We start from the raw sequence: 21,270 nt of genomic DNA on the forward strand, positions 1-21,270 counted from the left end.
ATGACCACCGTCGCGACCGACGCCGTCATGGACTACGACGAGGCCATGGCGAAGTTCGACCCGGTGATGGGCCTCGAGGTGCACGTCGAGCTGCACACGGCCACCAAGATGTTCTGCGGCTGCCCGACCGAGTTCGGTGCCGAGCCCAACTCGCAGGTCTGCCCGGTGTGCCTGGGCCTGCCCGGTGCGCTGCCCGTCGTCAACGAGAAGGCCGTCGAGTCGGCCATCCGCATCGGTCTTGCGCTCAACTGCGAGATCGCGGAGTGGTGCCGCTTCGCCCGGAAGAACTACTTCTACCCGGACATGCCGAAGAACTTCCAGACCTCGCAGTACGACGAGCCGATCGCCTACGAGGGCTACCTCGACGTCGAGCTCGAGGACGGCAGCACCTACCGCGTCGAGATCGAGCGCGCGCACATGGAGGAGGACACCGGCAAGTCGCTGCACATCGGCGGTGCGACCGGTCGCATCCATGGTGCCGACCACTCGCTCGTCGACTACAACCGCGCCGGCATCCCGCTCATCGAGATCGTCACCAAGCCGATGGTGGGGGCGGGGGAGCGCGCGCCCGAGGTCGCCAAGGCGTACGTCTCGGCGCTGCGCGACCTGCTGCGCGCCCTCGACGTCAGCGACGTCCGCATGGAGCAGGGCTCGATGCGCTGCGACGCCAACGTGTCGCTGCGCCCGCGTGTCGGCGAGCCGACGAGCGAGGAGCAGCTCGCCGTGCCGCTCGGCACGCGCACGGAGACGAAGAACGTCAACTCGCTGCGCTCGGTCGAGCGCGCCGTGCGCTACGAGATCTCCCGGCACGCGGCGATCCTCGACGCCGGCGGCTCGATCCTGCAGGAGACGCGCCACTGGCACGAGGACACCGGCATCACGACGTCGGGCCGTGTGAAGTCCGACGCCGAGGACTACCGCTACTTCCCGGAGCCCGACCTCGTGCCCGTCGCGCCCACCCGTGAGACGGTCGAGGCGCTGCGGGAGACGCTGCCCGAGCCTCCCGCCCAGCGTCGTCGTCGGCTCCAGTCCGACTGGGGCTACAGCGATCTCGAGATGCGCGACGTCGTCAACGCCGGTGCGGTCGAGCTCATCGAGGAGACGGTCGCCGCTGGTGCCAGCCCGGCCGCGGCGAGGAAGTGGTGGCTCGGCGAGCCGTCCCGCCGCGCCAACGCGGAGGGTCAGGACATCGTCACGTATGCCGCCGGACTGGGCCTGACGCCGGCACACATCGCCGAGCTCGACGGCATGGTCGTGGCCGGACGGCTCAACGACTCGCTCGCGCGACAGGTCATGGACGGCGTCCTCGCCGGCGAGGGCACGCCGACCGCAGTGGCCGACGCCCGCGGGCTCCAGCTCGTCCAGGACGACGGGGCACTCGAGGCGGCCGTCGACACGGTCATCGCTGCCAACCCCGACGTCGCGGCCAAGATCCGCGACGGCAAGGTGCAGGCCGCCGGTGCGCTCATCGGCCAGGTGATGAAGCAGATGAAGGGCCAGGCCGATGCCGGCAAGGCCCGCGAGCTCATCCTCGCCAAGCTCCAGTAACCGTTGAGAGGCCACTCGTTGTGGCCCGATGACAGTCGAGGGGCCACGTCCGTCGCGGGACGTGGCCTCTCGACGTGTCGTGGGTCGCGAAGTCTGGCCTCTCGACGTGCAGGGATCCGCGAAGTGTGGCCTCTCGACGGTTGCGTCAGCGGCGGGTGGCGCCGACGTCGGACAACGGCAGCGAGATGAGCCGGTCCTTGTGGTCGTTGTTGCTCGTCGTGATCCACACGCGGTCCCCGACGAAGTGGATGTCGCGGATGCGGCCGTACGTGCCCTGCAGGTAGCGGACCGGCTTGCCCGCCGTGCCGTCGGCGTTGACCGGAACCCGCCACACCGACTGGCCGCGCAGCGCCGCCATGTAGACGGCCCCGTCCGACCCGACGGCGATGCCGCTCGGTGACATCTCGGAGGTGTGCCACGTCGCAACGGGGTCGGCGTAGTCGGGGTTGCCGGCGCGGCCCTCGACCACCGGCCACCCGTAGTTCCTGCCGGCCTGGATCAGGTTGAGCTCGTCCCAGGTGTCCTGGCCGAACTCGCTGGCCCACATCCGGCCCCGGCTGTCCCACGCCAGCCCCTGGACGTTGCGGTGGCCGTAGGTCCAGATGGGGGAGCCGCCGAACGGGTTCCCGGGCGCCGGGTCGCCGTCGGTCGTGATCCGCAGGATCTTGCCGCCGAGGGAGCTGAGGTTCTGCGACAGGGAGGTGTCGCCGCCCTCCCCGGTGCCGACGTAGAGGAAGCCGTCGGGCCCGAACGCGATGCGGCCGCCGTTGTGGAAGCGCCCGCGGGGGATGCCCGAGAAGACCACCGTCGGCTCGCCGATCGTCCCGCCGCGCCACGGCAGCGCCGCGATGCGGTTGTCGCTGTCGGTCGAGTAGTACGCGTACACCACCGGATGCGTGGCGAAGTCGGCCGCGACGGCCAGGCCGAGCAGGCCGCCCTCACCATCGGTGCGTGAGATGGGGAGCGTGCCGGCGACGGCCGGTTGCCCGCCGCTGCCGGGCTTCGGCACGTGGTAGATCCGGCCGGTGTTGCGCTCGCTCACCAGCGCGCTGCCGTCGGGCAGGACGGCGACGGACCAGGCGATGTCGAGGCCGCTGAGCAGCGTCACCGGTGCGGCCGGCTCGGGCGCGGGTGGACGGGTCGACGTGGCCGTCGAGGGCCGCGCCGACGTGGTGACGGGGGCCGATGTGGGACTGGTGCCCGTGGTCGGCGACCCGGTCGAGGGGCCGGGCGCGGTGCCCGTGGGCACGCTCGTGGCCCCTGCCGTCGGCGTCGCCGTGGTCGGGTCGGATCCGACCGACGTGCTCGCCGTCGCCGGCGAGGACGGCGTGCCCGAGGAGCACGCCGACGCGAGCACGGCGACGACGGCCGCACCAGCGAGGGCGCGACAGGTCGATCGGGAGGAGCGCGGCATACCCCATTGTGACCCACGGGACGCGCCGTCACCCGGTGCCGCGACCGCCGGCACCTCAGGCGCCGCGGCGCTGCAGCGACTCCGCGAGCTCCTCCCGCGTCTCCGGGTGCACCGCCTCCGCCGCGACGACGCGCCGGGCCGCGGCGAGGTCGCCGGTGAAGGCGCGGAAGACGAGCAGCACGTCGATGTCGTGGTCGGGACGCTCGACGACGACCTCCGCACCGGTGTGCACGACGCCGGGCGTCACCACGGACAGGTAGGCGCCGGTGCGCCCCTCCTCGGTGAAGCGCTTGACCCACCGCTGCTCGCCCATGTGCGCCGCGAAGGTCTGGCAGGGGATGCGCGGTCCCTCGACGCGCAGCACGACGTCACCGATGCGCCACAGCTCGCCCACGAGCGCACGCGTCATCTCGACGCCCACCGTCGTCATGTTCTCGCCGAACCCGCCGGGACGGATGGGCCGCCCGATCCGCTCCGACCAGAACTGCTGGTCCTCGCGGGGGTAGGCGTAGACAGCCTGCAGCGAGCCACCGTGGTGGCGGGGGTTGCCGATCTCGTCGCCCACGACCCCGCTGCCCAGGCCCCCGTGCTTGGGTCCCGGCTCGCGCACCTCGAAGGAGTCGACGGGCTGCTTGTCGATGGCCGTCGCCCGGCCTCCGCCAGGCGATGGTGTGCGGCGTCCGGAGGCGAGGGACAGGACGTGCGGGTGGCTGGTCACGGCGGCGAGCCTAGCCGTGAGCCGCGCGAGCCACCCCGCCCTTTTCGGCCTCACGTCGTTAGCGTGGGCGCCATGAGCGCCACTCCTCTCGTCGTCTCCGTCCCCGAACCCGAGTACGCGGAGGCGCTCGACGGTCTCGACGGCCTGGACGTCGTGGTCTGGGACATGGAGCGCCCCCACCCGCGCGGCGCGGAGATCCGCCTGGCCGTGCTGCCCTACATGACGAGCCTGCGGCTCGCAGACGTCGTTCCCGGCCTCGACTCGCTCGAGGTGGTCCAGCTCCAGAGCGCGGGCTACGAGCAGTTCGTGGACGAGCTCCCGGAGGGGGTGACCCTGTGCAACGCCGCCGGCGTCCACGACGCCTCCACGGCCGAGCTGGCCCTCACCCTGACCCTGGCGTCCATTCGCGACCTCCCGGAGTTCATTGCGTCCCAGGCGCGTTCGCGTTGGGAGCCGCTGAGGCTGCGCACCTCCCTCGCGGACAAGCGGGTGCTGGTCCTCGGCTACGGCCAGATCGGCCGCGCCATCGCCCGGCGGTTCGCGCCGTTCGAGGTCACGCTCACGGCGGTCGCCTCGCACGCCCGCGAGGGTGACGAGCTGGTGCCGCACGTCCACGGCATCGACGAGCTGGCCGAGCTGCTGCCGGACCAGGACGTCGTGGTGGTCATCGTTCCGCTCACCGACGCCACGCGCGGGCTGGTCGGCGCCGAGATGCTCGGCCGTATGCCGGACGGCGCGCTCCTCGTGAACGTGGCCCGCGGACCGGTCGTCGACACCGACGCCCTCGTCGCGGAATGCGCGTCGGGCCGGCTGCGGGCCGCTCTCGACGTCACCGACCCCGAGCCCCTGCCGCCCGACCACCCGCTCTGGTCGACGCCGGGCGTGGTCATCACCCCGCACGTCGGGGGAGCGACCGACGCGATGCGCCCCCGGGCCATGGCCCTGGTGCGTCGGCAGGTCCGGGCCATGCTCGCCGGAGAATCCGTCGACAACGTCGTCGCCGGACCCTTGTCGCACCCCACGCGGTAGTGGACACTGTCAACATGACCGAGACCATCGTCGCGATCGGCACCCGCAAGGGTCTGTGGATCGCCCGCAGCACCGACCGGCAGGACTGGACCCTCGAGGGCCCGCACTTCCTCATGAGCGAGGTCGCCTCGGTGGCGGTCGACACCCGCGAGGGCCGCTCGACCGTGCTCGCCGGCGTCAAGTCGTGGCACTGGGGCCCGACCGTCCAGGTCTCCACCGACGGGGGCCGCACCTGGAGCGAGAGCGCCGAGCGTGCGCTGTCCTTCCCCACCGACACCGACACCGCACTCGAGCGCGTCTGGCAGCTGACGCCCGACCCCAACGACGCCGACGTCGTGTGGGCCGGCGTCGAGCCGCACGCCCTCTTCCGCAGCACCGACCGCGGCGACAGCTACGAGCTCGTGCGCGGCCTGTGGGAGCACCCGCACCGGCCCCACTGGGAACCCGGCTTCGGCGGCGGCGCCGTGCACACGGTCGTCCCCGAGCCGGGGCACCCCGAGAACCTCCTCGTCGCCATGAGCGCCGGCGGCGTCTACCGCTCCGGCGACGGCGGCCAGAGCTGGACGCCGAGCAACCCCGGCATCCGGGCCTACTTCATGCCCGACGACGAGTACCCCGAGTACGGCCAGTGCGTCCACAAGGTGGCCCGCTCGGAGGCCGACGGCGCGCTCTACGCCCAGAACCACAAGGGCGTCTACCGCTCCGACGACAACGGGAGCACGTGGGAGTCGATCGCCGACGGGCTGCCGACCGACTTCGGCTTCGCGATCCTCGCCCACCCCCGCCGACCCGGGGTCGTCTGGAACATCCCCGTGCAGGACGACGGCGAGCGCATCCCGCCGGGCGCGCAGCTTCAGGTGCAGCGCTCCGACGACGGTGGTGCGCACTGGCGCACGCAGGCGCAGGGCCTGCCGTCCGAGAGCTTCACGTGCGTGCTGCGCGACGCGGCCTCGCTCGACGGCGCCGACCCCGTGGGCGTCTACCTCGGCACCCGCAACGGCGACGTCTTCGCGTCGGCCGACGAGGGAGAGACCTTCACCCGCATCGCCACGCAGCTGCCCGACGTCCTCGTCGTGCGCGCTGCCGAGCTGGCCTGAGAGACAAGGTCTTCGCGTATGCCGTCCGCTCCCGTCCGCGTCATCCTGCCGGGCATGCTGCGTGACCTCGTCGGCGGCCTCTCCGAGATCGAGGTGGAGTCGCCCGCGGAGTCGCAGACCGTCGCCGAGCTGCTCGACCGGGCCTTCTCGGGGCACCGCATCCTCGACGGCAAGGTCCGTGACGAGCGGGGCCAGATCCGACGCCACGTCAAGGTCTTCGTCAACGGCGAGGACGCCACCCGCGGCGACGGCGTCGGTGCACCGGTGCCCGCCGGGGCTCGCGTCCACATCATCAACGCCGTCTCGGGAGGCTGACGGGCGCAGCCGTGCCGGGTGGAAGAACGCTCTATGTGCCCCCGAGCCCGAGCAGGATGGGCAGCACCGTGCGCTCGAGCTCGCCGACTCCGATCGACCGGGGCTCGATGAGCCGCTGTGACACCGACCCCTGGGTCAGCGCGATGGCGGCCCGGACGAACACCTCGGTGGGGATCGGCAGGGCAAGGCCCTGACGGGCCACGGCCTCGTCGACGACCGCCACCAGCTCGTCGCGCACGCGGCGCTGCTGGGCTGCCCACGCGCGTCGGGCCCCCGCGTCGCGGATGGCGTGCAGGGTGAACTCGCTGGTCAGCACGAGCCACCGCTCCTGGCTGCGCGGCTCGTCGGCGAGAGCGGCGAACACGTCCCGGAGCAGCTCGTCGGCACCAGGGTGGGCCCGCTTGCCGGCACGGCGGATCCGCTCCACGAGGGCCTCGGAGTGGCGGCGGGACAGCTCGACGACGAGGTCGTCCTTGGAGCTGAAGTTGGAGTAGAACGCGCCGCGGGTGAAGCCGGCGCGCTCGCAGATGTCCTCGACCGTGGCGCCGTGGAACCCGCGCTCGGCGAAGACCTCGCTGGCCGCCTCCAGCACGCGGTCCCGCGTGGCCTGACGGCGCGCGGTGACGCGGGGCGGCGCGGACACGGGGACTCGGCTGGACGGCATACGGCAACGATACGCCCTCGAATTGAATACAGGTGTGTATCGGATGCATACTCGTATCGTGACTGTTCCCGATGAGACCCCCGGCGGCTCGCCCGACACCTGGAGCGTCGTCGTCGACGACGTCAGTGTCGCCGGCACGCACGAGCCCTTCGTCGAGGGAGTCAGCTTCACGGCACGCGCTGCCGAGGTGACGTTCGTGGCAACCGATCCCGGCATCCCGCAGGTCGCCCTGGCGCTCGCCATCGGCGGACGGGTGCAGCTGCTGGGCGGCCACGTGGCCCACGAGGGCGCGACCGACGACGCGCCCGACGGCGCGACCGAGGTGGCCGAGCTGCAACGACTGACCCGGCTCGTCGACGTCGCGGACGTCACCGCACCCGAGGAGTCCATCTCCCTGCGCGCCGTCGTGCAGGAGGAGCTCGCCCTCGCCGAGCAGCCCGCCTCGCGCGCCGCCGTCGCAGCCTTCCTCGGCGAGCGCGACCTCGCCGGGTCGGCCACCAGGCCGTGGGGTCACCTGCCCGCCGGGACGCGCACCAGTCTGCTGCTCGAGCTCGGCGCCCTGCACCCGCGGGTCCGGGTCCTCGTCCTCGCCGGTCCGGAGCGCCACGGCGGCGACCCGGAGCCGTGGCTGGAGACGTGCCAACGCCTCGCCGCGACGGGTCTCGCCGTCATCGTCCTCACCACTGCTGCCAGCACCGCGGCGCTCGTGGCCCTCCGGGTCCCGGCCGCGAAGGAGCTCCTCGCATGAACCCCGTCCGTCTCGCCGTCGCCGAACTGCGACGCCTCACCAGCTCGCGGCTCGCGCGCCTGGCCCTCGCCGCGCTCGTGCTCATCCCGACGCTCTACGGCGGCCTCTACCTCTACGCCAACCACGACCCCTACGGCGCCTTCCCGCAGGTGCCCGCCGCCGTCGTCAGCGACGACACGGGCACGACCCTCAGCACGGGGGAGAAGCTCCAGGTCGGCGACGGGGTGGCCGACCACCTCGTCGAGTCCAAGTCCTTCGACTGGCACAGGGTCTCGCACGCCGAGGCGATGCGCGGCGTCGACGACGGCACCTACTCCTTCGCCGTCATCCTCCCGCGCACCTTCTCGGCAGACCTGGCCTCCACGGCGGAGTTCAAGCCTCGGCAGGCCTCCCTCGTGCTCGAGACGAACGACGCGAACAACTACATGACCTCGATGATCGGCAGCCAGGTGATCAAGCAGGTCACGGCCTCGGTCGCGAGCCAGGTGAGCGAGACGGCGGCGAGCAAGCTGCTCCTCGGGTTCAGCCAGGTGCACGACCAGCTCGTCAAGGCCGCCGACGGCTCGGAGCAGCTCCGTGCCGGCGCCACCAAGGCCGACGACGGTGCGCACCGGCTGGCGGACGGCACCTCGAGCCTCGCCGGCGGCCTGCACGACCTCGCCGCAGGGGCGCAGCGGCTCGATGCCGGCATCGGCCGGGCGGCTGCGGGCGCTCGCGACCTCCGGTCCGGCGCCGCCCAGCTCGCCACCGGCCTCGGCACCCTCCAGTCGCGCACCGCGGGCCTGCCCGGGCAGACGGCCAAGCTCGCCGCCGGCGCCGAGCAGGTCGCGGCGGGCAACCGCACGGTCGCCGGCTACGGGGCGAAGGCGGCTGCAGCCTCGACGGACCTCAAGCAGCGGGTCGGGTCGGAGCGGGCCTCCTTCATCTCGGCCCTCAAGGCGCAGGGCCTCACCGACGCCCAGCTCGCCGTCGTCGAGTCACGCCTCGACACCATCGACGGCTACGTCAACCGCGCCGACACGACGATCCAGTCGGCCTCGAGCGACCTGACCCGCCTCTCGAAGGGGGCCGACCAGGTGGCCGCCGGCGCGCGCACCCTCGCCGACGCGACGCCCGCCCTGACCGACGGCATCGCCTCGGCGCACTCCGGGGCCGTCCGGCTGCGCGACGGTGCCGGCACGCTGGCCGGCGGCCTGCAGACGCTGCAGGGCGGCGCCTCGCAGCTGTCCAGCGGTGCCGACAAGGCGGCCGGTGGCGGTGACTCCCTGGCCAAGGGCGCGTCGTCCCTCGTCTCGGGCCTCGACTCGCTCACCAAGGGCGCCGGCGACCTCCACACCGGCCTGGTCAAGGGTCGCGACTCCGTGCCCGACCCGAGCGACGCCCAGCGCAAGGCCATGGCCCAGACGATCGGCAATCCCGTGGGTGTGTCCACCGACTCGCTGTCGTCGGCCGGCTCGTACGGCGCGGGCCTGGCCCCGCTCTTCATGAGCCTCGCGCTGTGGATCGGCGCCTACGTGCTCTTCCTCTTCGTCCGGCCGCTGTCGACCCGCGCGCTCGCGACGAGCCAGCGGTCCATCCGCACCGCCCTCGGAGGCTGGCTCGCGCCCGCCCTCGTCGGGCTGGTGCAGGTGGCGGCCCTGGTGCTCGTCGTCGGCCGTGGCGTCGACATCCGGATCGCGCACCCGGTGCTCGCCTTCCTCTTCCTGTGCTTCACCTCGATGACCTTCGTGGCGATCCTGCACGCGCTCGCCGCCCGGTTCGGTGCGGTGGGCAAGTTCCTCGGCCTCGTCTTCATGGTCGTGCAGCTCGTCAGCGCGGGAGGCACCTTCCCGTGGCAGACCCTGCCCGGGCCGCTGCAGGCGATCCACCACGTCGCTCCCATGAGCTACGCCGTCGACGGGCTGCGGCGGCTGCTCTACGGTGCCGACCTCGGGCCGGTCATGGGCTCCCTCGGGGTCCTGACGGCATACCTCCTCGGTGCCCTCGCGCTGTCCACGGTGGCGGCTCGCCGGTCGCGGATGTGGACGGCGAAGCGCATCAAGCCGGAGCTGAGCCTCTGACCTGCTGCTGACAAGCGGGCGGTGGCAGAGCATGCTCGGACCATGAGCAGCGCGTCCAAGGAGAAGACCCTCGTCCTCATGCGGCACGCCAAGGCCGAGGAGGGACGCGGCAAGCCGGACCACGACCGCGAGCTCGCCCCGCGCGGCCGCCGGGACGCCCGCGCGGCAGGCAAGTGGCTCCACGACGAGGGGCTCGTGCCCGACCTGGTCATCTGCTCGACGGCCGAGCGCACCCGGCAGACCTGGGAGGAGGCCTGCCGCGGCGGGGCGCACACCGAGTTCGTGGAGTTCCGGCGCAGCGTCTACCTCGGTGGCTCCGAGCAGACCCTCGAGACGGTGCGTGAGGACGGGGGCGACACCACGACGGTCCTCGTCGTCGGGCACAACCCGACCATGGCCCAGCTGACCAGCCTGCTGGCCGACGGGGAGGGCTCGCGCGAGGCGCACGAGGCCCTGAGCCGCGGCTTCGTCACGAGCGGGCTCGCGGTGCTGCGCTACGCGGGGGAGTGGGCCGACATCGACCTGGGCACCTGCGAGCTGGCCCGCTTCCACGTCAGCCGCGCCCAGGAGGACTGACGGTGGCCCCGTCCACCGCCTGTCGACCACCTCGTGAGATGCGGTGTCCAGCCCGCGGACACGCGGTCCTATGCTCTGAGCCATGACGCAGACGCCTGACATCAAGCCCCGCAGCCGCGACGTCACCGACGGTCTGGAGAAGACCGCCGCGCGGGGGATGCTCCGGGCGGTCGGTCTCGGCGACGACGACTTCGCCAAGCCGCAGATCGGCGTGGCCAGCTCGTGGAACGAGATCACCCCCTGCAACCTCTCGCTCGACCGGCTCGCCAAGGCCGTCAAGGACGGCGTGCACGCCGGCGGCGGCTACCCGCTCGAGTTCGGCACCATCTCCGTGTCCGACGGCATCTCGATGGGGCACGAGGGAATGCACTTCTCGCTCGTCTCGCGCGAGATCATCGCCGACTCCGTCGAGACCGTCATGAACGCCGAGCGCCTCGACGGCTCGGTGCTGCTGGCCGGCTGCGACAAGTCGCTGCCGGGCATGCTCATGGCGGCCGCGCGCCTCGACCTCGCCTCGGTGTTCCTCTACGCCGGCACCATCCTGCCCGGCGTCGCCAAGCTGAGTGACGGCACGGAGAAGGAGGTCACGATCATCGACGCCTTCGAGGCGGTCGGTGCGTGCAACGCCGGCCTGATGTCTCGCGAGGACGTCGACGCGATCGAGCGGGCCATCTGTCCTGGCGAGGGCGCCTGTGGCGGCTTCTACACCGCCAACACGATGGCCGCCGTCGCCGAGGCGATCGGCATGTCCATCCCCGGGTCGGCGGCGCCGCCGGCCACGGACCGGCGCCGCGACATGTACGCCCGCAAGTCGGGCGAGGCCGTCGTCGAGCTGCTCCGCCGCGGCATCACCGCGCGCGACATCATGACGAAGCCGGCCTTCGAGAACGCCATCGCCGTCGTCATGGCCTTCGGCGGCTCGACCAACGCCGTGCTCCACCTGCTCGCCATCGCCCACGAGGCGGACGTCGACCTCACCATCGACGACTTCCGCCGCATCGGCGCCAAGGTGCCGCACCTGGCCGACGTCAAGCCCTTCGGCAGCTTCGTCATGAAGGACATCGACCACATCGGCGGCATCCCCGTCGTCATGAAGACGCTGCTGGAAGCGGGCCTGCTCGACGGCGACTGCCTCACCGTGACCGGGAAGACGATGGCCGAGAACCTCGAGGAGCTGAACCCGCCGCACATCGACGGCCGGGTCATCCGCGAGATGGCGACGCCGATCCACAGCACGGGCGGCCTGACGATCCTCAAGGGCTCGCTCGCCCCGGAAGGTGCCGTCGTGAAGTCCGCCGGCTTCGACGAGTCGGTCTTCGAGGGCACCGCCCGCGTCTTCGACGGCGAGCGCGCCGCCATGGACGCCGTCGAGGACGGGTCGCTGAAGAAGAACGACGTCGTCGTCATCCGCTACGAGGGCCCCAAGGGCGGTCCCGGCATGCGCGAGATGCTCGCCGTCACCGGCGCCATCAAGGGCGCCGGGCTCGGCAAGGACGTCCTGCTGCTGACCGACGGCCGCTTCTCCGGCGGCACGACCGGACTCTGCGTCGGCCACGTCGCGCCCGAGGCCGTCGACGAGGGGCCGATCGCGTTCGTGCGCGACGGTGACGTGATCCGCCTCGACGTCGCGAACGGCTCGCTCGACCTCCTCGTCGACGACGAGGAGATGTCGCGGCGCCGGGCCGAGGGCGTCACCCACCCGGAGCCGAAGTACACCAGCGGCGTCCTGGCCAAGTACCGCAAGCTCGTCGGCAGCGCCAGCGGCGGAGCGGTCTGCGGCTGAGCGCCACGAGCGCCACGAGCGCCACCGAGGCACACGGCATACGCCCTCGGGGTCGTATGCCGTGTGCCGGGCTCAGCCGCCGCCGTCGCGGAAGGCGCTGGGCGTGGCTCCAGTGCGCTCGCGGAACCGGCGGATCAGGTGTCGTTCGTCGCTGAAGCCGGTGGCGGCCGCGATGTCGCGCACGCCGAGCCCGGTGTGCGCGAGCAGCTCGGTCGCGGCCTCCAGGCGTCGCGCGGCCCGGAGCGCGTAGGGGCTCACCCCGGTCTCGGCGCGGAACCGGCGCCGCCACGTCTCGTAGGCCATGCCCACCTCGGCGGCCACGGCGCGCAGGTCCAGCGTCTCACCGAGGTCCGAGCCGAGGCGGACCAGCGAGTGGTCGAGCCAGCCCATCTCGTCGGCGGGCCGGGGACGGCGGGGCGTCACGGCGTACTCGATCGCCTCGAGCAGGGTCGAGAGCAGGGCCACGGCTTCTCCGTCGCGACCCTCGACGGTGGCAGGGCGTCCGCCCTCGACGAAGCGGGCCAGGCGGTGGCTCCAGCGCGTGACCGGGAGCCCGTGGACCAGCGGACGCTCGGGGGAGAGGGCTCCCCGTCGTCGGGCCAGCTCGAAGACGGGGCCGTCGAAGACCACGAACAGCTCGTCCCAGCCTCCCCGGTCCGCGCCGTACCAGTGCGGGTGCCCGGGGTGGACGAGCACGAGCGTTCCGGGACCCATCGGCTCGTCGTGCGAGGCGTCCCGGTAGCGGCCGGTGCCGGCCGCGACGAAGGTCAGGCCCCACGTCGGGTGCCGGCGCGTCGTCCCGGCGGGGAGGCCGCTGCCGCCGTGGATGCGGCCGGCGACGAGCACCTGGCCCAGCCGCGGCACCGACGCCCCATCGACGGCTGCGTGGCCCGGTCCGGGTGCCCTGCCCATGACGCGATCCAACCAGATCGTTCCCCTGCGACCACGGCGTCCGGTGTGCATGGTGACGTGTTCTGGTGGTCTGGGGCGACCGACGACGACTCCCGTCGTTCACGATCCACGGAGGCTGACCCGCCGATGTCCACCGAAACGCTGCCCGAGCTCACCGCGGAGTACCCCCTCACCGATGCACAGGTGGAGTCCTACCGCACCGACGGGTTCGTGCGCCTGACCCAGGTGGCGAGCGCGCGGGAGGTGGCAGCCTTCCGGCCCAGGATCGCTGCGGCGGTCGAGCGGCTCAGCACGGAGTCACGACCGCTGGCCGAGCGCGACAGCTACGGCATGGCGTTCCTGCAGGTGATGAACCTCTGGCGGCACGACCCCGACGTCGCCCGCTTCGTGATGGGCTCCCGCTTCGCCGGCGTCGCTGCGCACCTGCTCGGGGTCCCGAGGGTGCGGCTCTACCACGACCAGGCGCTCTTCAAGGAGCCCGGCGGCGGCTACACGCCGTGGCACCAGGACGCGATGTACTGGCCGCTCGACGGCTCCCGGTGCCTGACGATGTGGATGCCGCTCGTGGACATCACCCCGGACCACGGCGGCCTCGCCTTCGCCACCGGCAGCCACGTCGACGGGCCTTTGAGCGACATCGGGATCTCGGACGCCTCCGAGGAGCACTTCGACCGGCTGCTGCCGGCGCGTGGTCTGCTCGTCGACGAGCCCGTGTCCATGCGTGCCGGCGACGCGTCGTTCCACTCCGGGTGGACCGTGCACAAGGCGCTCGGCAACACCTCCCGGCAGATGCGCGAGGTGATGACGGTGATCTGGTTCGCCGACGGCCTGCCGGTGCTCGAGCCGGCCAACCCGGCCCAGGCCAACGACCTCGCGAGCTGGCTCCCGGGCCTGGCGCCCGGCGACCTGGCCGCGTCGCCCACGAACCCGGTGCTGGGCGCGGACTGAGCGCCGGCGGGCGTCACGGGGCGGGTGTCACCTCAGCGGCCCAGTGCCGCCAGACGGAGGTCACCTGCATGCCCACCTTCTCGTAGAGGCCGAGGGCGCCGGTGCGCGAGTCGGTGGACAGCTCCGAGCGCTCCCCGCCGTGCGCCCGCCCGACCTCGAAGGCGTCGACGAGCAGGGCCCGGGCCAGCCCCCGGTTGCGTTCGTCGCGACGGACGGCCAGCTTGTCGACGTAGGCGCAGCCGTCCGAGACGATCACGAAGGCCATGCCGACGACCCGGTCTTCGCGGTCGACCATGAGGCGCAGCTGCCAGGGCTCGAAGCCCGGGCGCCGCGACACGGTCGCCGCCCACTCCTCGAAGGTCGCGCGTTCGCGCTCGGACCACTCCAGGAAGGCGTCCTCGTTGACGACCCACGCGGCGCGGAGGTCCGCGTCGTCACGCGGCTGGCGGACGGCGTACCCGTCCGGGATCGGTTGGGCCGTGATCGCCGTCCCGGCCGGCATCTCGAGGACCCACGAGGTCCACAGTGCCCGGTAGCCGAGACCGCGGAGCAGCCGCTCGCCCGACGAGTCCCCGGGGACGGGCTGCCCCACGAGGGTGGAGCCGTCGCGGGCGGCGACCCGGCGGGTCCAGGCGGACAGCGCGGTTCCGAGACCGCGTCCGCGGTAGGCGGGGTCGACCGAGGCGTCGGCCCAGCGACCCTTGTAGACCTCTGCGTATGCGATCAGCCGGTCCTCGTCGAGCACGCCGACCGAGTGCGTGGCCACGTCGAAGGCCGGTCGCTGCCAGTCGCCGACGATGTCGGCCTCCTCGATGAGGACGGTCCCGACGTCGTGCTGCTCGCACCTGGCGATGAGAGCCGCGACCGCCGCCGCGTCGGCCGGCGTGAGAGGTCCGGTCGCCAGGCTGCCGATGCCGTCGGGCAGCTCGAGCGCCACCGGAGCCGGGGTCGAGGAGGGGGGCGCGGTCGCAGTCATGTCGGCAGTGTCCCGAGGCCGTGTCGGACGGACAACCGACTTTCGGCGCCCGAGCCAGGGCGCGACAGAAAGTGAGATGGCCGTGCCACATGATGAGACGGCCGAGATGGTCGATTGACACTGCAAGGGGTTGGTAGCACGGTTGTCACGTGGCCCGAATCCTCGTACTTCCCTAGCGCGCCGACCAGTTCGAACGGTCAGCGCGCTCCCTTCCGTCCCCCACGGGACCGAAGGGTTTTTTTGTGGGTGGATTCGGTCCGGACAGCACGACGACCACGTGCTCGAGACAAGGAAGAGAGCATGAGCGACACGACGAAGCAGGCACCCTCGCCCGCCGATGTGGCCTCCCTGGCCCGTCCCCGACCTGCAGTGGACAAGCCGGCACGGCCGGCGGTCGCCGTCACCCCGGCGCGCGAGGTCACGGGGGCGCAGTCGCTCGTACTCTCCCTGGAGGCCATCGGCTGCGACACCGTCTTCGGCATCCCGGGTGGTGCGATCCTGCCGGCCTACGACCCGATGCTCGACTCCAAGAAGGTCCGCCACATCCTCGTGCGCCACGAGCAGGGCGCCGGCCACGCCGCCGAGGGCTACGCCTCGGCGACCGGCAAGGTGGGCGTCTGCATGGCGACCTCCGGGCCCGGCGCGACGAACCTCGTGACCCCGCTCGCCGACGCCCACATGGACTCGGTGCCCGTGGTGGCCATCACCGGACAGGTGGCCAGCGGCGCCATCGGCACGGACGCCTTCCAGGAGGCCGACATCCGCGGCATCACGATGCCGATCACCAAGCACAACTACCTCGTCACCGACCCGGCCAAGATCCCGCAGGCGATCGCCGAGGCGTTCCACGTCGCCAGCACCGGGCGCCCCGGCCCGGTGCTCGTCGACATCAGCAAGGACGCCCTGCAGGCGACGACGACCTTCAGCTGGCCCCCGCCGATCGACCTGCCCGGCTATCGTCCGGTCACGCGCCCGCACGGCAAGCAGATCCGCGAGGCCTCGCGGCTCATGGCGGCGGCGAAGCGGCCCGTTCTCTACGTCGGCGGCGGCGTCGTCCGCGCCAAGGCGAGCGAGGCGCTGCGGCGACTCGTCGAGCTGACCGGCATCCCCGTCGTCACCACCTTGATGGCCCGCGGCACCGTGCCCGACAGCGAGCCGCTCAACCTCGGCATGCCCGGCATGCACGGCACGGTCGCCGCAGTCACGGGCCTGCAGAAGTCGGACCTCATCATCGCCCTCGGCGCCCGCTTCGACGACCGCGTCACCGGGCAGCTGTCGACGTTCGCCCCGGACGCCAAGGTGATCCACGCCGACATCGACCCGGCCGAGATCTCCAAGAACCGCATCGCCGACGTGCCGATCGTCGGTGACGTGGGCGAGGTCATCAAGGACCTCATCGAGCAGGTGGCGCTCGACCGCGCCGAGGCCGACGGTGACGCCGAGGGCACGTGGGACTACGACGCCTGGCGCGAGCGGGTGGCCGAGTGGAAGCGCACCTTCCCGCTCGGCTACACCGACAGCGAGGACGGCACCCTCTCGCCGCAGTACGTCATCGAGCGCATCGGCGCGCTCTCCGGACCCGACGCGACCTACGTGGCGGGCGTCGGCCAGCACCAGATGTGGGCGGCGCAGTTCGTGCAGTACGAACGTCCCAACGCGTGGCTCAACTCCGGCGGCCTCGGGACGATGGGCTACTCCGTCCCGGCAGCCATGGGCGCCAAGGTCGCCGAGCCGGAGCGCAACGTCTGGGCGATCGACGGTGACGGCTGCTTCCAGATGACCAACCAGGAGCTCGCGACCTGCGTCATCAACAACATCCCGATCAAGGTCGCCGTCATCAACAACAGCTCGCTCGGCATGGTCCGTCAGTGGCAGACGCTTTTCTACGACGAGCGCTACTCCAACACCAACCTGCAGCCGCTCGAGCAGCGCGTGCCGGACTTCGTCAAGCTCGCCGACGCCTACGGCTGCCTGGGCCTGCGCGCCGAGACGCCCAAGGAGGTCGACGCGGCCATCAAGCTGGCCCTCGAGACCAACGACCGCCCGGTCGTCATCGACTTCATCGTCCACCGTGACGCGATGGTGTGGCCGATGGTGCCGGCGGGCGTCAGCAACGACATGATCCAGGCCGCACGCCACGAGGCGCCGGTCTGGGAGCGGGAGGACTGAGCATGAGCAAGCACACCCTGTCGGTGCTCGTCGAGGACAAGCCCGGCGTCCTGACCCGCGTCGCGGCGCTCTTCTCGCGACGGGGCTTCAACATCGACTCGCTCGCGGTGGGCCCCACCGAGCTCGCCGACATCTCGCGCATCACCGTCGTCGTCGAGGTCGAGGGCGCGGCCCTCGAGCAGGTGACCAAGCAGCTCAACAAGCTCATCGAGGTGCTCAAGGTCGTCGAGCTCGACGCGCACGCCTCGGTGCAGCGCGAGATCCTGCTCGTCAAGGTCCGCGCCGACCCGGCCACGCGCAGCCAGGTGGTGGACACCATCTCGCTCTTCAAGGCCAAGGTCGTCGACGTCACGACCGATGCCGTCGTCATCGAGGCCACCGGCACCTCCGAGAAGCTGCGCGCGCTGCTCGACGTCCTCGAGCCGTTCGGCATCCGCGAGCTCGTCCAGTCGGGCATGGTCGCCCTCGGCCGCGGCTCCCGCTCGATCACCGACCGCAGCCTGCGCAGCGCCTGACCCACCCCGCGTCCACCAGAGGGGGTATGCCGTCCGGCCCGGCCACACGGCATACGACCTCGGGTGCCGCACCCGCACAGACCAACCGCACACCGCAACCGAAGGAGAAGGCCACCATGGCCGAGATGTTCTACGACGACGACGCCGACCTGTCGATCATCCAGGGCAAGAAGGTCGCCGTCATCGGCTACGGCAGCCAGGGGCACGCCCACGCGCTCAACCTGCGCGACTCCGGCGTCGACGTCCGCGTCGGGCTCGCCGAGGGCAGCAAGAGCCGGGCCAAGGCCGAGGCGGAGGGCCTGAGCGTCACGTCGGTCGCCGACGCCGTCAAGGAGGCCGACCTCGTCGTCATCCTCACGCCGGACCAGGTGCAGCGGACGGTCTACGCGAACGACATCCAGCCGAACCTCAAGGACGGCGCCGCGCTCCTCTTCGGGCACGGCTTCAACATCCGCTACGGCTACATCAAGCCCGAGCCCGACGCCGACGTCCTCATGGTCGCCCCCAAGGGCCCCGGCCACATCGTCCGTCGCGAGTTCGTCGACGGTCGTGGGGTGCCCGTGCTCCTCGCCGTCGAGCAGGACGCGTCCGGCACGGCCTGGGAGCTGGCCAAGGCGTACGGCAAGGCGATCGGCGGCCTTCGCGCCGGCGGCATCAAGACGACGTTCACCGAGGAGACCGAGACCGACCTCTTCGGCGAGCAGGCCGTCCTGTGCGGCGGCGCCAGCCAGCTCGTCATGTACGGCTTCGAGACGCTCGTCGAGGCCGGCTACCAGCCCGAGGTCGCCTACTTCGAGTGCCTGCACGAGCTCAAGCTCATCGTCGACCTCATGATCGAGGGCGGCATCGCCAAGCAGCGCTGGTCGGTCTCCGACACGGCCGAGTACGGCGACTACGTCTCCGGCCCGCGAGTCATCGACCCGCACGTCAAGGAGAACATGAAGGCGGTCCTCGGCGACATCCAGGACGGCACCTTCGCCAAGCGCTTCATCGACGACCAGGACGCCGGCGCTCCGGAGTTCAAGCAGCTCCGTGAGAAGGGCGCCCAGCACCCCATCGAGGCGACGGGCCGCGAGCTGCGCAAGCTCATGGCGTGGGTCAAGCAGACCGACTCCGACTACACCGAGGGCTCTGCCGCGCGCTGAGCCGGACCGACGCCGCAGCGGCCGGTGCCCCGTTCGTGGGGGCGCCGGCCGCTGGCGTGTGCGGTCGTTGCGTTCAGCGGCCGGTGAGCCGCGGCGGCTGGCTCGAGAGCCACGCGGCGAAGGTCCGGCCGGCGACGTCGGCGGTGCCCGGCGCGGGGACGGTGCGGCTCTCCGAGAAGGCGTGCAGCAGCCGCCCCACCGGCGGCAGGCGCACGACCCGCGGCGCCGAGGCTCCCCGGTGCGCGCGCACGAGCCGCGCCAGGTCCGCCAGGGGCAGCACCTCGGGACCCGCGAGGTCCCGGGCGCGTGCGTATGCCGTGGGCCGCGGTCCCGTTGCCAGCTCGGCCAGCCGCGTGGCCACGGCGTCGGTGTCGACGGGCTGGAGCGCCATGTCGCCGACGGTGAAGGCCAGCGGGCCCTTCGTCAGAGTCCTCGCGAAGTACGCCGCGAGAGAGTGGAACTGGGTCGCGCGCAGGACGGTGGCCGGCCCACCGGCGTCCGCTATGCCCTGCTCGGCGCGCAGCTTGCGGCGGTAGTAGGCCATCGGGAAGTCGTCGATGCCGACGATGGAGATGTGCACCAGGTGCACGCCCCGGGCCGCGGCGGCGTCGGCGAGACGCCTCGTCCCGTAGACCGTGACGGTGTCCTTCTGCGACGGGTCGTCGGCGCAGTGCACCACGGCCTCGGCCCCGGCGAGTGCGGCCTCGAGCCCCGTGCCCGTCGTGAGGTCGAGCCCGGTCCGGCGGCTGGCCGGGACGGCGTCGTGCCCCTGGGACCGGAGCTCGCGCACGACACGCGAGCCCAGGTCGCCGCTTCCACCGGTCACCACGATGCGCATGGCCACAGACTCGCCCCTGCGCCCGGTCGGCGCAACGACCGCAGGCCAGTCCGTGAAAGGAGCCCCTGCACCCGGTGCGTGACCGTGCTCGCGCACGGGTGCCTCGTGCAGGGCCAGCCCCTAGACTCGCGGGGCGGCACAGCGCGGTGTCCCAGACGGCCGGCGCCCGACGTGCGTGCGGCCGGCACCCGTCCGGAAGGAAACGCAGTGAGCAAGCCCGTCGTCCTCATCGCCGAAGAGCTGTCGCCGGCCACGGTCGACGCGCTCGGGCCCGACTTCGAGGTCCGCACCGTCGACGGAGCCGACCGCGGCGCCCTGCTCCACGCCCTGGCGGACGTCGACGCCGTGCTGATCCGCTCGGCCACCAAGCTGGACGCGGAGGCGATCGCTGCCGCGCCCCGCCTGCAGGTCATCGCGCGCGCCGGCGTCGGCCTCGACAACGTCGACGTGCAGGCGGCGACCCGGGCCGGCGTCATGGTCGTCAACGCCCCGACCGCCAACATCGTCTCGGCCGCGGAGCTCTCAGTCGGACTGCTCCTGGCCGCGGCCCGCAACATCGTTCCGGCCAACGCGGGCCTCAAGGCGGGGTCGTGGCACCGCAGTCGCTACTCCGGCGTCGAGCTGCTCGGCAAGACGGTGGGCATCGTGGGCCTGGGCCGCATCGGCGCCCTCGTCGCCGAGCGCCTCAAGGGCTTCGGTGTCACGATCGTCGCCTGCGACCCGTATGCGTCCCCCGCCAGGGCCGCGCAGCTCGGGGTCCGCCTCGTGAGCCTCGACGACCTGCTCGCCCAGTCGGACTTCATCACCGTCCACGTGCCCAAGACGCCGGAGACCCTCGGACTCATCGACGAGGAGGCCCTGTCGAAGGTCAAGCCGTCGGTCCGCATCGTCAACACCGCCCGCGGCGGGATCGTCGACGAGGCCGCCCTGGCCCGGGCCCTGGCCGCGGGGCGCGTCGCCGGCGCCGCCATCGACGTCTTCACCAGGGAGCCGACCACCGACTCGCCCCTCTTCACCTTCGAGTCCGTCGTCGTCACCCCCCACCTCGGCGCCTCGACCGACGAGGCGCAGGAGAAGGCCGGCATCGCGGTCGCGCGGTCGGTGCGGCAGGCCATCGGCGGCGACCTGGTGCCCGACGCCGTCAACGTCGCGAGCGGCTTCATCGCCGAGGAGGTCCGTCCGGGCATCCCCCTCGTCGAGAAGCTCGGCCGGGTCTTCACCGCCCTGGCCGGCACGGTCCCGGCCCTGCTCGACGTCGAGGTGCGCGGCGAGGTCACCACGCACGACGTCAGCGTGTGGAGGCTCGCCGCCCTCAAGGGCCTGTTCACCGACGTCGTCGAGGACCCCGTCACCTACGTCAACGCGCCGGTGCTCGCCGAGCAGCGCGGATGCGTCGTCCGACTCGTCACCGACCCCGACTCGGGGGACTTCCGCTCCGTCACGACCCTGCGCGGCAGCCTCCCCGACGGCACGCTCGTGTCGGTCTCCGGCGCCGTGACCGGGCGACGCGCGGTCGAGAAGCTGGTCGGGATCGGCGACCACGACCTCGACGTGCCGCTGACCGAGCACATGCTCTTCCTCGAGTACTCCGACCGCCCCGGGGTCGTCGGAGCCGTCGGCCGCCTCCTGGGCGATGCCGGCGTCAACATCGGTGCCATGCAGGTCTCGCGCCACGAGGACCGCGCCGTCGGCGTGCTGAACCTGGACAGCGCCGTCCCGGCGGCGCTCGCCGTCCGGCTCTCGGAGGCGATCGACGCCAAGAGCCTCGCGGTCGTCGACCTCCGGGACTGAGGGCGGCGCACACGCTGCCTGGTG

Annotated in this window: 19 protein-coding genes; 13 read left to right on the forward strand and 6 right to left on the reverse strand. The window is 72.2% G+C overall.

What is annotated here, in order from left to right:
• Window positions 1-1,548, forward strand: coding sequence for an Asp-tRNA(Asn)/Glu-tRNA(Gln) amidotransferase subunit GatB (gene gatB / locus AB0316_RS11485; protein ID WP_366273144.1), 1,548 nt, complete (start codon window positions 1-3; stop codon window positions 1,546-1,548).
• A 145-nt stretch (window positions 1,549-1,693) separates the two neighbouring features.
• Here gatB and AB0316_RS11490 read toward each other — a convergent pair whose 3' ends face one another.
• Together AB0316_RS11490 and AB0316_RS11495 are read right to left on the reverse strand one after the other, a co-directional pair.
• On the reverse strand, window positions 1,694-2,962 hold the full coding sequence (locus tag AB0316_RS11490; RefSeq protein ID WP_366273145.1) for a PQQ-dependent sugar dehydrogenase: 1,269 nt from the start codon (window positions 2,960-2,962) through the stop codon (window positions 1,694-1,696).
• A 55-nt stretch (window positions 2,963-3,017) separates the two neighbouring features.
• Entirely contained in the window at window positions 3,018-3,680 is a 663-nt protein-coding gene (locus AB0316_RS11495) for an MOSC domain-containing protein (protein ID WP_366273146.1), read from the reverse strand.
• 72 nt (window positions 3,681-3,752) lie between these two features.
• Here AB0316_RS11495 and AB0316_RS11500 point away from each other — a divergent pair, with 72 nt between their 5' ends.
• Genes AB0316_RS11500 through AB0316_RS11510 form a run of 3 tightly spaced genes read left to right on the forward strand, consistent with a single transcriptional unit; the run spans window position 3,753 to window position 6,121 of the window.
• Window positions 3,753-4,709 (forward strand): 2-hydroxyacid dehydrogenase, encoded by a 957-nt coding sequence (locus tag AB0316_RS11500; protein ID WP_366273147.1) that lies wholly within the window; start codon window positions 3,753-3,755, stop codon window positions 4,707-4,709.
• A gap of 14 nt (window positions 4,710-4,723) precedes the next feature.
• Window positions 4,724-5,806, forward strand: coding sequence for a sialidase family protein (locus AB0316_RS11505; RefSeq protein ID WP_366273148.1), 1,083 nt, complete (start codon window positions 4,724-4,726; stop codon window positions 5,804-5,806).
• A gap of 18 nt (window positions 5,807-5,824) precedes the next feature.
• Window positions 5,825-6,121 (forward strand): MoaD/ThiS family protein, encoded by a 297-nt coding sequence (locus AB0316_RS11510; RefSeq protein ID WP_366273149.1) that lies wholly within the window; start codon window positions 5,825-5,827, stop codon window positions 6,119-6,121.
• A gap of 31 nt (window positions 6,122-6,152) precedes the next feature.
• Here AB0316_RS11510 and AB0316_RS11515 read toward each other — a convergent pair whose 3' ends face one another.
• Window positions 6,153-6,785 carry a TetR/AcrR family transcriptional regulator gene (locus AB0316_RS11515; RefSeq protein ID WP_366273150.1) on the reverse strand — a complete coding sequence of 211 codons (633 nt, stop codon included), beginning with the start codon at window positions 6,783-6,785 and terminating at the stop codon, window positions 6,153-6,155.
• Window positions 6,786-6,843: 58 nt separating this feature from the next.
• Between AB0316_RS11515 and AB0316_RS11520 the strand changes: the two genes are divergently transcribed.
• From AB0316_RS11520 to ilvD, 4 genes are all read left to right on the forward strand, one after another.
• The gene (locus tag AB0316_RS11520; protein WP_366273151.1) at window positions 6,844-7,533 is read left to right on the forward strand and encodes a hypothetical protein; all 690 of its coding nucleotides are present in this window, start codon (window positions 6,844-6,846) and stop codon (window positions 7,531-7,533) included.
• A complete protein-coding gene (locus tag AB0316_RS11525) occupies window positions 7,530-9,593 on the forward strand; it encodes a YhgE/Pip domain-containing protein (protein WP_366273152.1) in 2,064 nt (687 codons plus the stop codon). The genes AB0316_RS11520 and AB0316_RS11525 overlap by 4 nt, the downstream gene beginning before the upstream one ends.
• 42 nt (window positions 9,594-9,635) lie before the next feature.
• Window positions 9,636-10,169 carry a histidine phosphatase family protein gene (locus AB0316_RS11530; protein ID WP_366273153.1) on the forward strand — a complete coding sequence of 178 codons (534 nt, stop codon included), beginning with the start codon at window positions 9,636-9,638 and terminating at the stop codon, window positions 10,167-10,169.
• A gap of 82 nt (window positions 10,170-10,251) precedes the next feature.
• Entirely contained in the window at window positions 10,252-11,952 is a 1,701-nt protein-coding gene (gene ilvD / locus AB0316_RS11535) for a dihydroxy-acid dehydratase (RefSeq protein ID WP_366273154.1), read from the forward strand.
• 72 nt (window positions 11,953-12,024) lie between these two features.
• Here ilvD and AB0316_RS11540 read toward each other — a convergent pair whose 3' ends face one another.
• On the reverse strand, window positions 12,025-12,864 hold the full coding sequence (locus AB0316_RS11540; protein ID WP_366273155.1) for an AraC family transcriptional regulator: 840 nt from the start codon (window positions 12,862-12,864) through the stop codon (window positions 12,025-12,027).
• A 126-nt stretch (window positions 12,865-12,990) separates the two neighbouring features.
• Between AB0316_RS11540 and AB0316_RS11545 the strand changes: the two genes are divergently transcribed.
• Complete coding sequence (locus tag AB0316_RS11545; protein ID WP_366273156.1) at window positions 12,991-13,812, forward strand: phytanoyl-CoA dioxygenase family protein; 822 nt, start codon at window positions 12,991-12,993, stop codon at window positions 13,810-13,812.
• Window positions 13,813-13,825: 13 nt separating this feature from the next.
• Here the strand turns inward: AB0316_RS11545 and AB0316_RS11550 are convergent, their stop codons facing one another.
• The gene (locus tag AB0316_RS11550; RefSeq protein WP_366273157.1) at window positions 13,826-14,788 is read right to left on the reverse strand and encodes a GNAT family N-acetyltransferase; all 963 of its coding nucleotides are present in this window, start codon (window positions 14,786-14,788) and stop codon (window positions 13,826-13,828) included.
• Window positions 14,789-15,088: 300 nt separating this feature from the next.
• Between AB0316_RS11550 and AB0316_RS11555 the strand changes: the two genes are divergently transcribed.
• The 3 genes from AB0316_RS11555 (at window position 15,089) to ilvC (ending at window position 18,617) form a co-directional block, all read left to right on the forward strand.
• Window positions 15,089-16,957, forward strand: coding sequence for an acetolactate synthase large subunit (locus AB0316_RS11555; RefSeq protein WP_366273158.1), 1,869 nt, complete (start codon window positions 15,089-15,091; stop codon window positions 16,955-16,957).
• Between the two features lie 2 nt (window positions 16,958-16,959).
• Window positions 16,960-17,472 carry an acetolactate synthase small subunit gene (gene ilvN / locus AB0316_RS11560; RefSeq protein WP_366273159.1) on the forward strand — a complete coding sequence of 171 codons (513 nt, stop codon included), beginning with the start codon at window positions 16,960-16,962 and terminating at the stop codon, window positions 17,470-17,472.
• Between the two features lie 116 nt (window positions 17,473-17,588).
• Window positions 17,589-18,617, forward strand: a complete 1,029-nt coding sequence (gene ilvC / locus AB0316_RS11565) for a ketol-acid reductoisomerase (RefSeq protein ID WP_366273160.1) — start codon at window positions 17,589-17,591, stop codon at window positions 18,615-18,617.
• A 73-nt stretch (window positions 18,618-18,690) separates the two neighbouring features.
• Here the strand turns inward: ilvC and AB0316_RS11570 are convergent, their stop codons facing one another.
• Window positions 18,691-19,455 carry an SDR family oxidoreductase gene (locus tag AB0316_RS11570; protein WP_366273161.1) on the reverse strand — a complete coding sequence of 255 codons (765 nt, stop codon included), beginning with the start codon at window positions 19,453-19,455 and terminating at the stop codon, window positions 18,691-18,693.
• A 207-nt stretch (window positions 19,456-19,662) separates the two neighbouring features.
• Between AB0316_RS11570 and serA the strand changes: the two genes are divergently transcribed.
• Entirely contained in the window at window positions 19,663-21,246 is a 1,584-nt protein-coding gene (gene serA / locus AB0316_RS11575; RefSeq protein ID WP_366273162.1) for a phosphoglycerate dehydrogenase, read from the forward strand.
• Window positions 21,247-21,270: the final 24 nt, after the last annotated feature.

The sequence above is a fragment of the Terrabacter sp. NPDC080008 genome (genome assembly GCF_040702505.1).
GTDB lineage: Bacteria > Actinomycetota > Actinomycetes > Actinomycetales > Dermatophilaceae > Terrabacter.

What these genes read in the sequence shown, in the direction of transcription:
- AB0316_RS11505 (WP_366273148.1), top strand. Translation starts at nt 4,724, where the DNA reads ATGACCGAGACCATCGTCGCGATCGGCACCCGCAAGGGTCTGTGGATC.
- AB0316_RS11540 (WP_366273155.1), bottom strand. Translation starts at nt 12,864, where the DNA reads ATGGGCAGGGCACCCGGACCGGGCCACGCAGCCGTCGATGGGGCGTCG.
- AB0316_RS11500 (WP_366273147.1), top strand. Translation starts at nt 3,753, where the DNA reads ATGAGCGCCACTCCTCTCGTCGTCTCCGTCCCCGAACCCGAGTACGCG.
- AB0316_RS11530 (WP_366273153.1), top strand. Translation starts at nt 9,636, where the DNA reads ATGAGCAGCGCGTCCAAGGAGAAGACCCTCGTCCTCATGCGGCACGCC.
- AB0316_RS11545 (WP_366273156.1), top strand. Translation starts at nt 12,991, where the DNA reads ATGTCCACCGAAACGCTGCCCGAGCTCACCGCGGAGTACCCCCTCACC.
- ilvD (WP_366273154.1), top strand. Translation starts at nt 10,252, where the DNA reads ATGACGCAGACGCCTGACATCAAGCCCCGCAGCCGCGACGTCACCGAC.
- AB0316_RS11555 (WP_366273158.1), top strand. Translation starts at nt 15,089, where the DNA reads ATGAGCGACACGACGAAGCAGGCACCCTCGCCCGCCGATGTGGCCTCC.
- gatB (WP_366273144.1), top strand. Translation starts at nt 1, where the DNA reads ATGACCACCGTCGCGACCGACGCCGTCATGGACTACGACGAGGCCATG.
- AB0316_RS11490 (WP_366273145.1), bottom strand. Translation starts at nt 2,962, where the DNA reads ATGCCGCGCTCCTCCCGATCGACCTGTCGCGCCCTCGCTGGTGCGGCC.
- AB0316_RS11525 (WP_366273152.1), top strand. Translation starts at nt 7,530, where the DNA reads ATGAACCCCGTCCGTCTCGCCGTCGCCGAACTGCGACGCCTCACCAGC.
- ilvN (WP_366273159.1), top strand. Translation starts at nt 16,960, where the DNA reads ATGAGCAAGCACACCCTGTCGGTGCTCGTCGAGGACAAGCCCGGCGTC.
- AB0316_RS11510 (WP_366273149.1), top strand. Translation starts at nt 5,825, where the DNA reads ATGCCGTCCGCTCCCGTCCGCGTCATCCTGCCGGGCATGCTGCGTGAC.
- AB0316_RS11515 (WP_366273150.1), bottom strand. Translation starts at nt 6,785, where the DNA reads ATGCCGTCCAGCCGAGTCCCCGTGTCCGCGCCGCCCCGCGTCACCGCG.
- AB0316_RS11550 (WP_366273157.1), bottom strand. Translation starts at nt 14,788, where the DNA reads ATGACTGCGACCGCGCCCCCCTCCTCGACCCCGGCTCCGGTGGCGCTC.
- ilvC (WP_366273160.1), top strand. Translation starts at nt 17,589, where the DNA reads ATGGCCGAGATGTTCTACGACGACGACGCCGACCTGTCGATCATCCAG.
- AB0316_RS11570 (WP_366273161.1), bottom strand. Translation starts at nt 19,455, where the DNA reads ATGCGCATCGTGGTGACCGGTGGAAGCGGCGACCTGGGCTCGCGTGTC.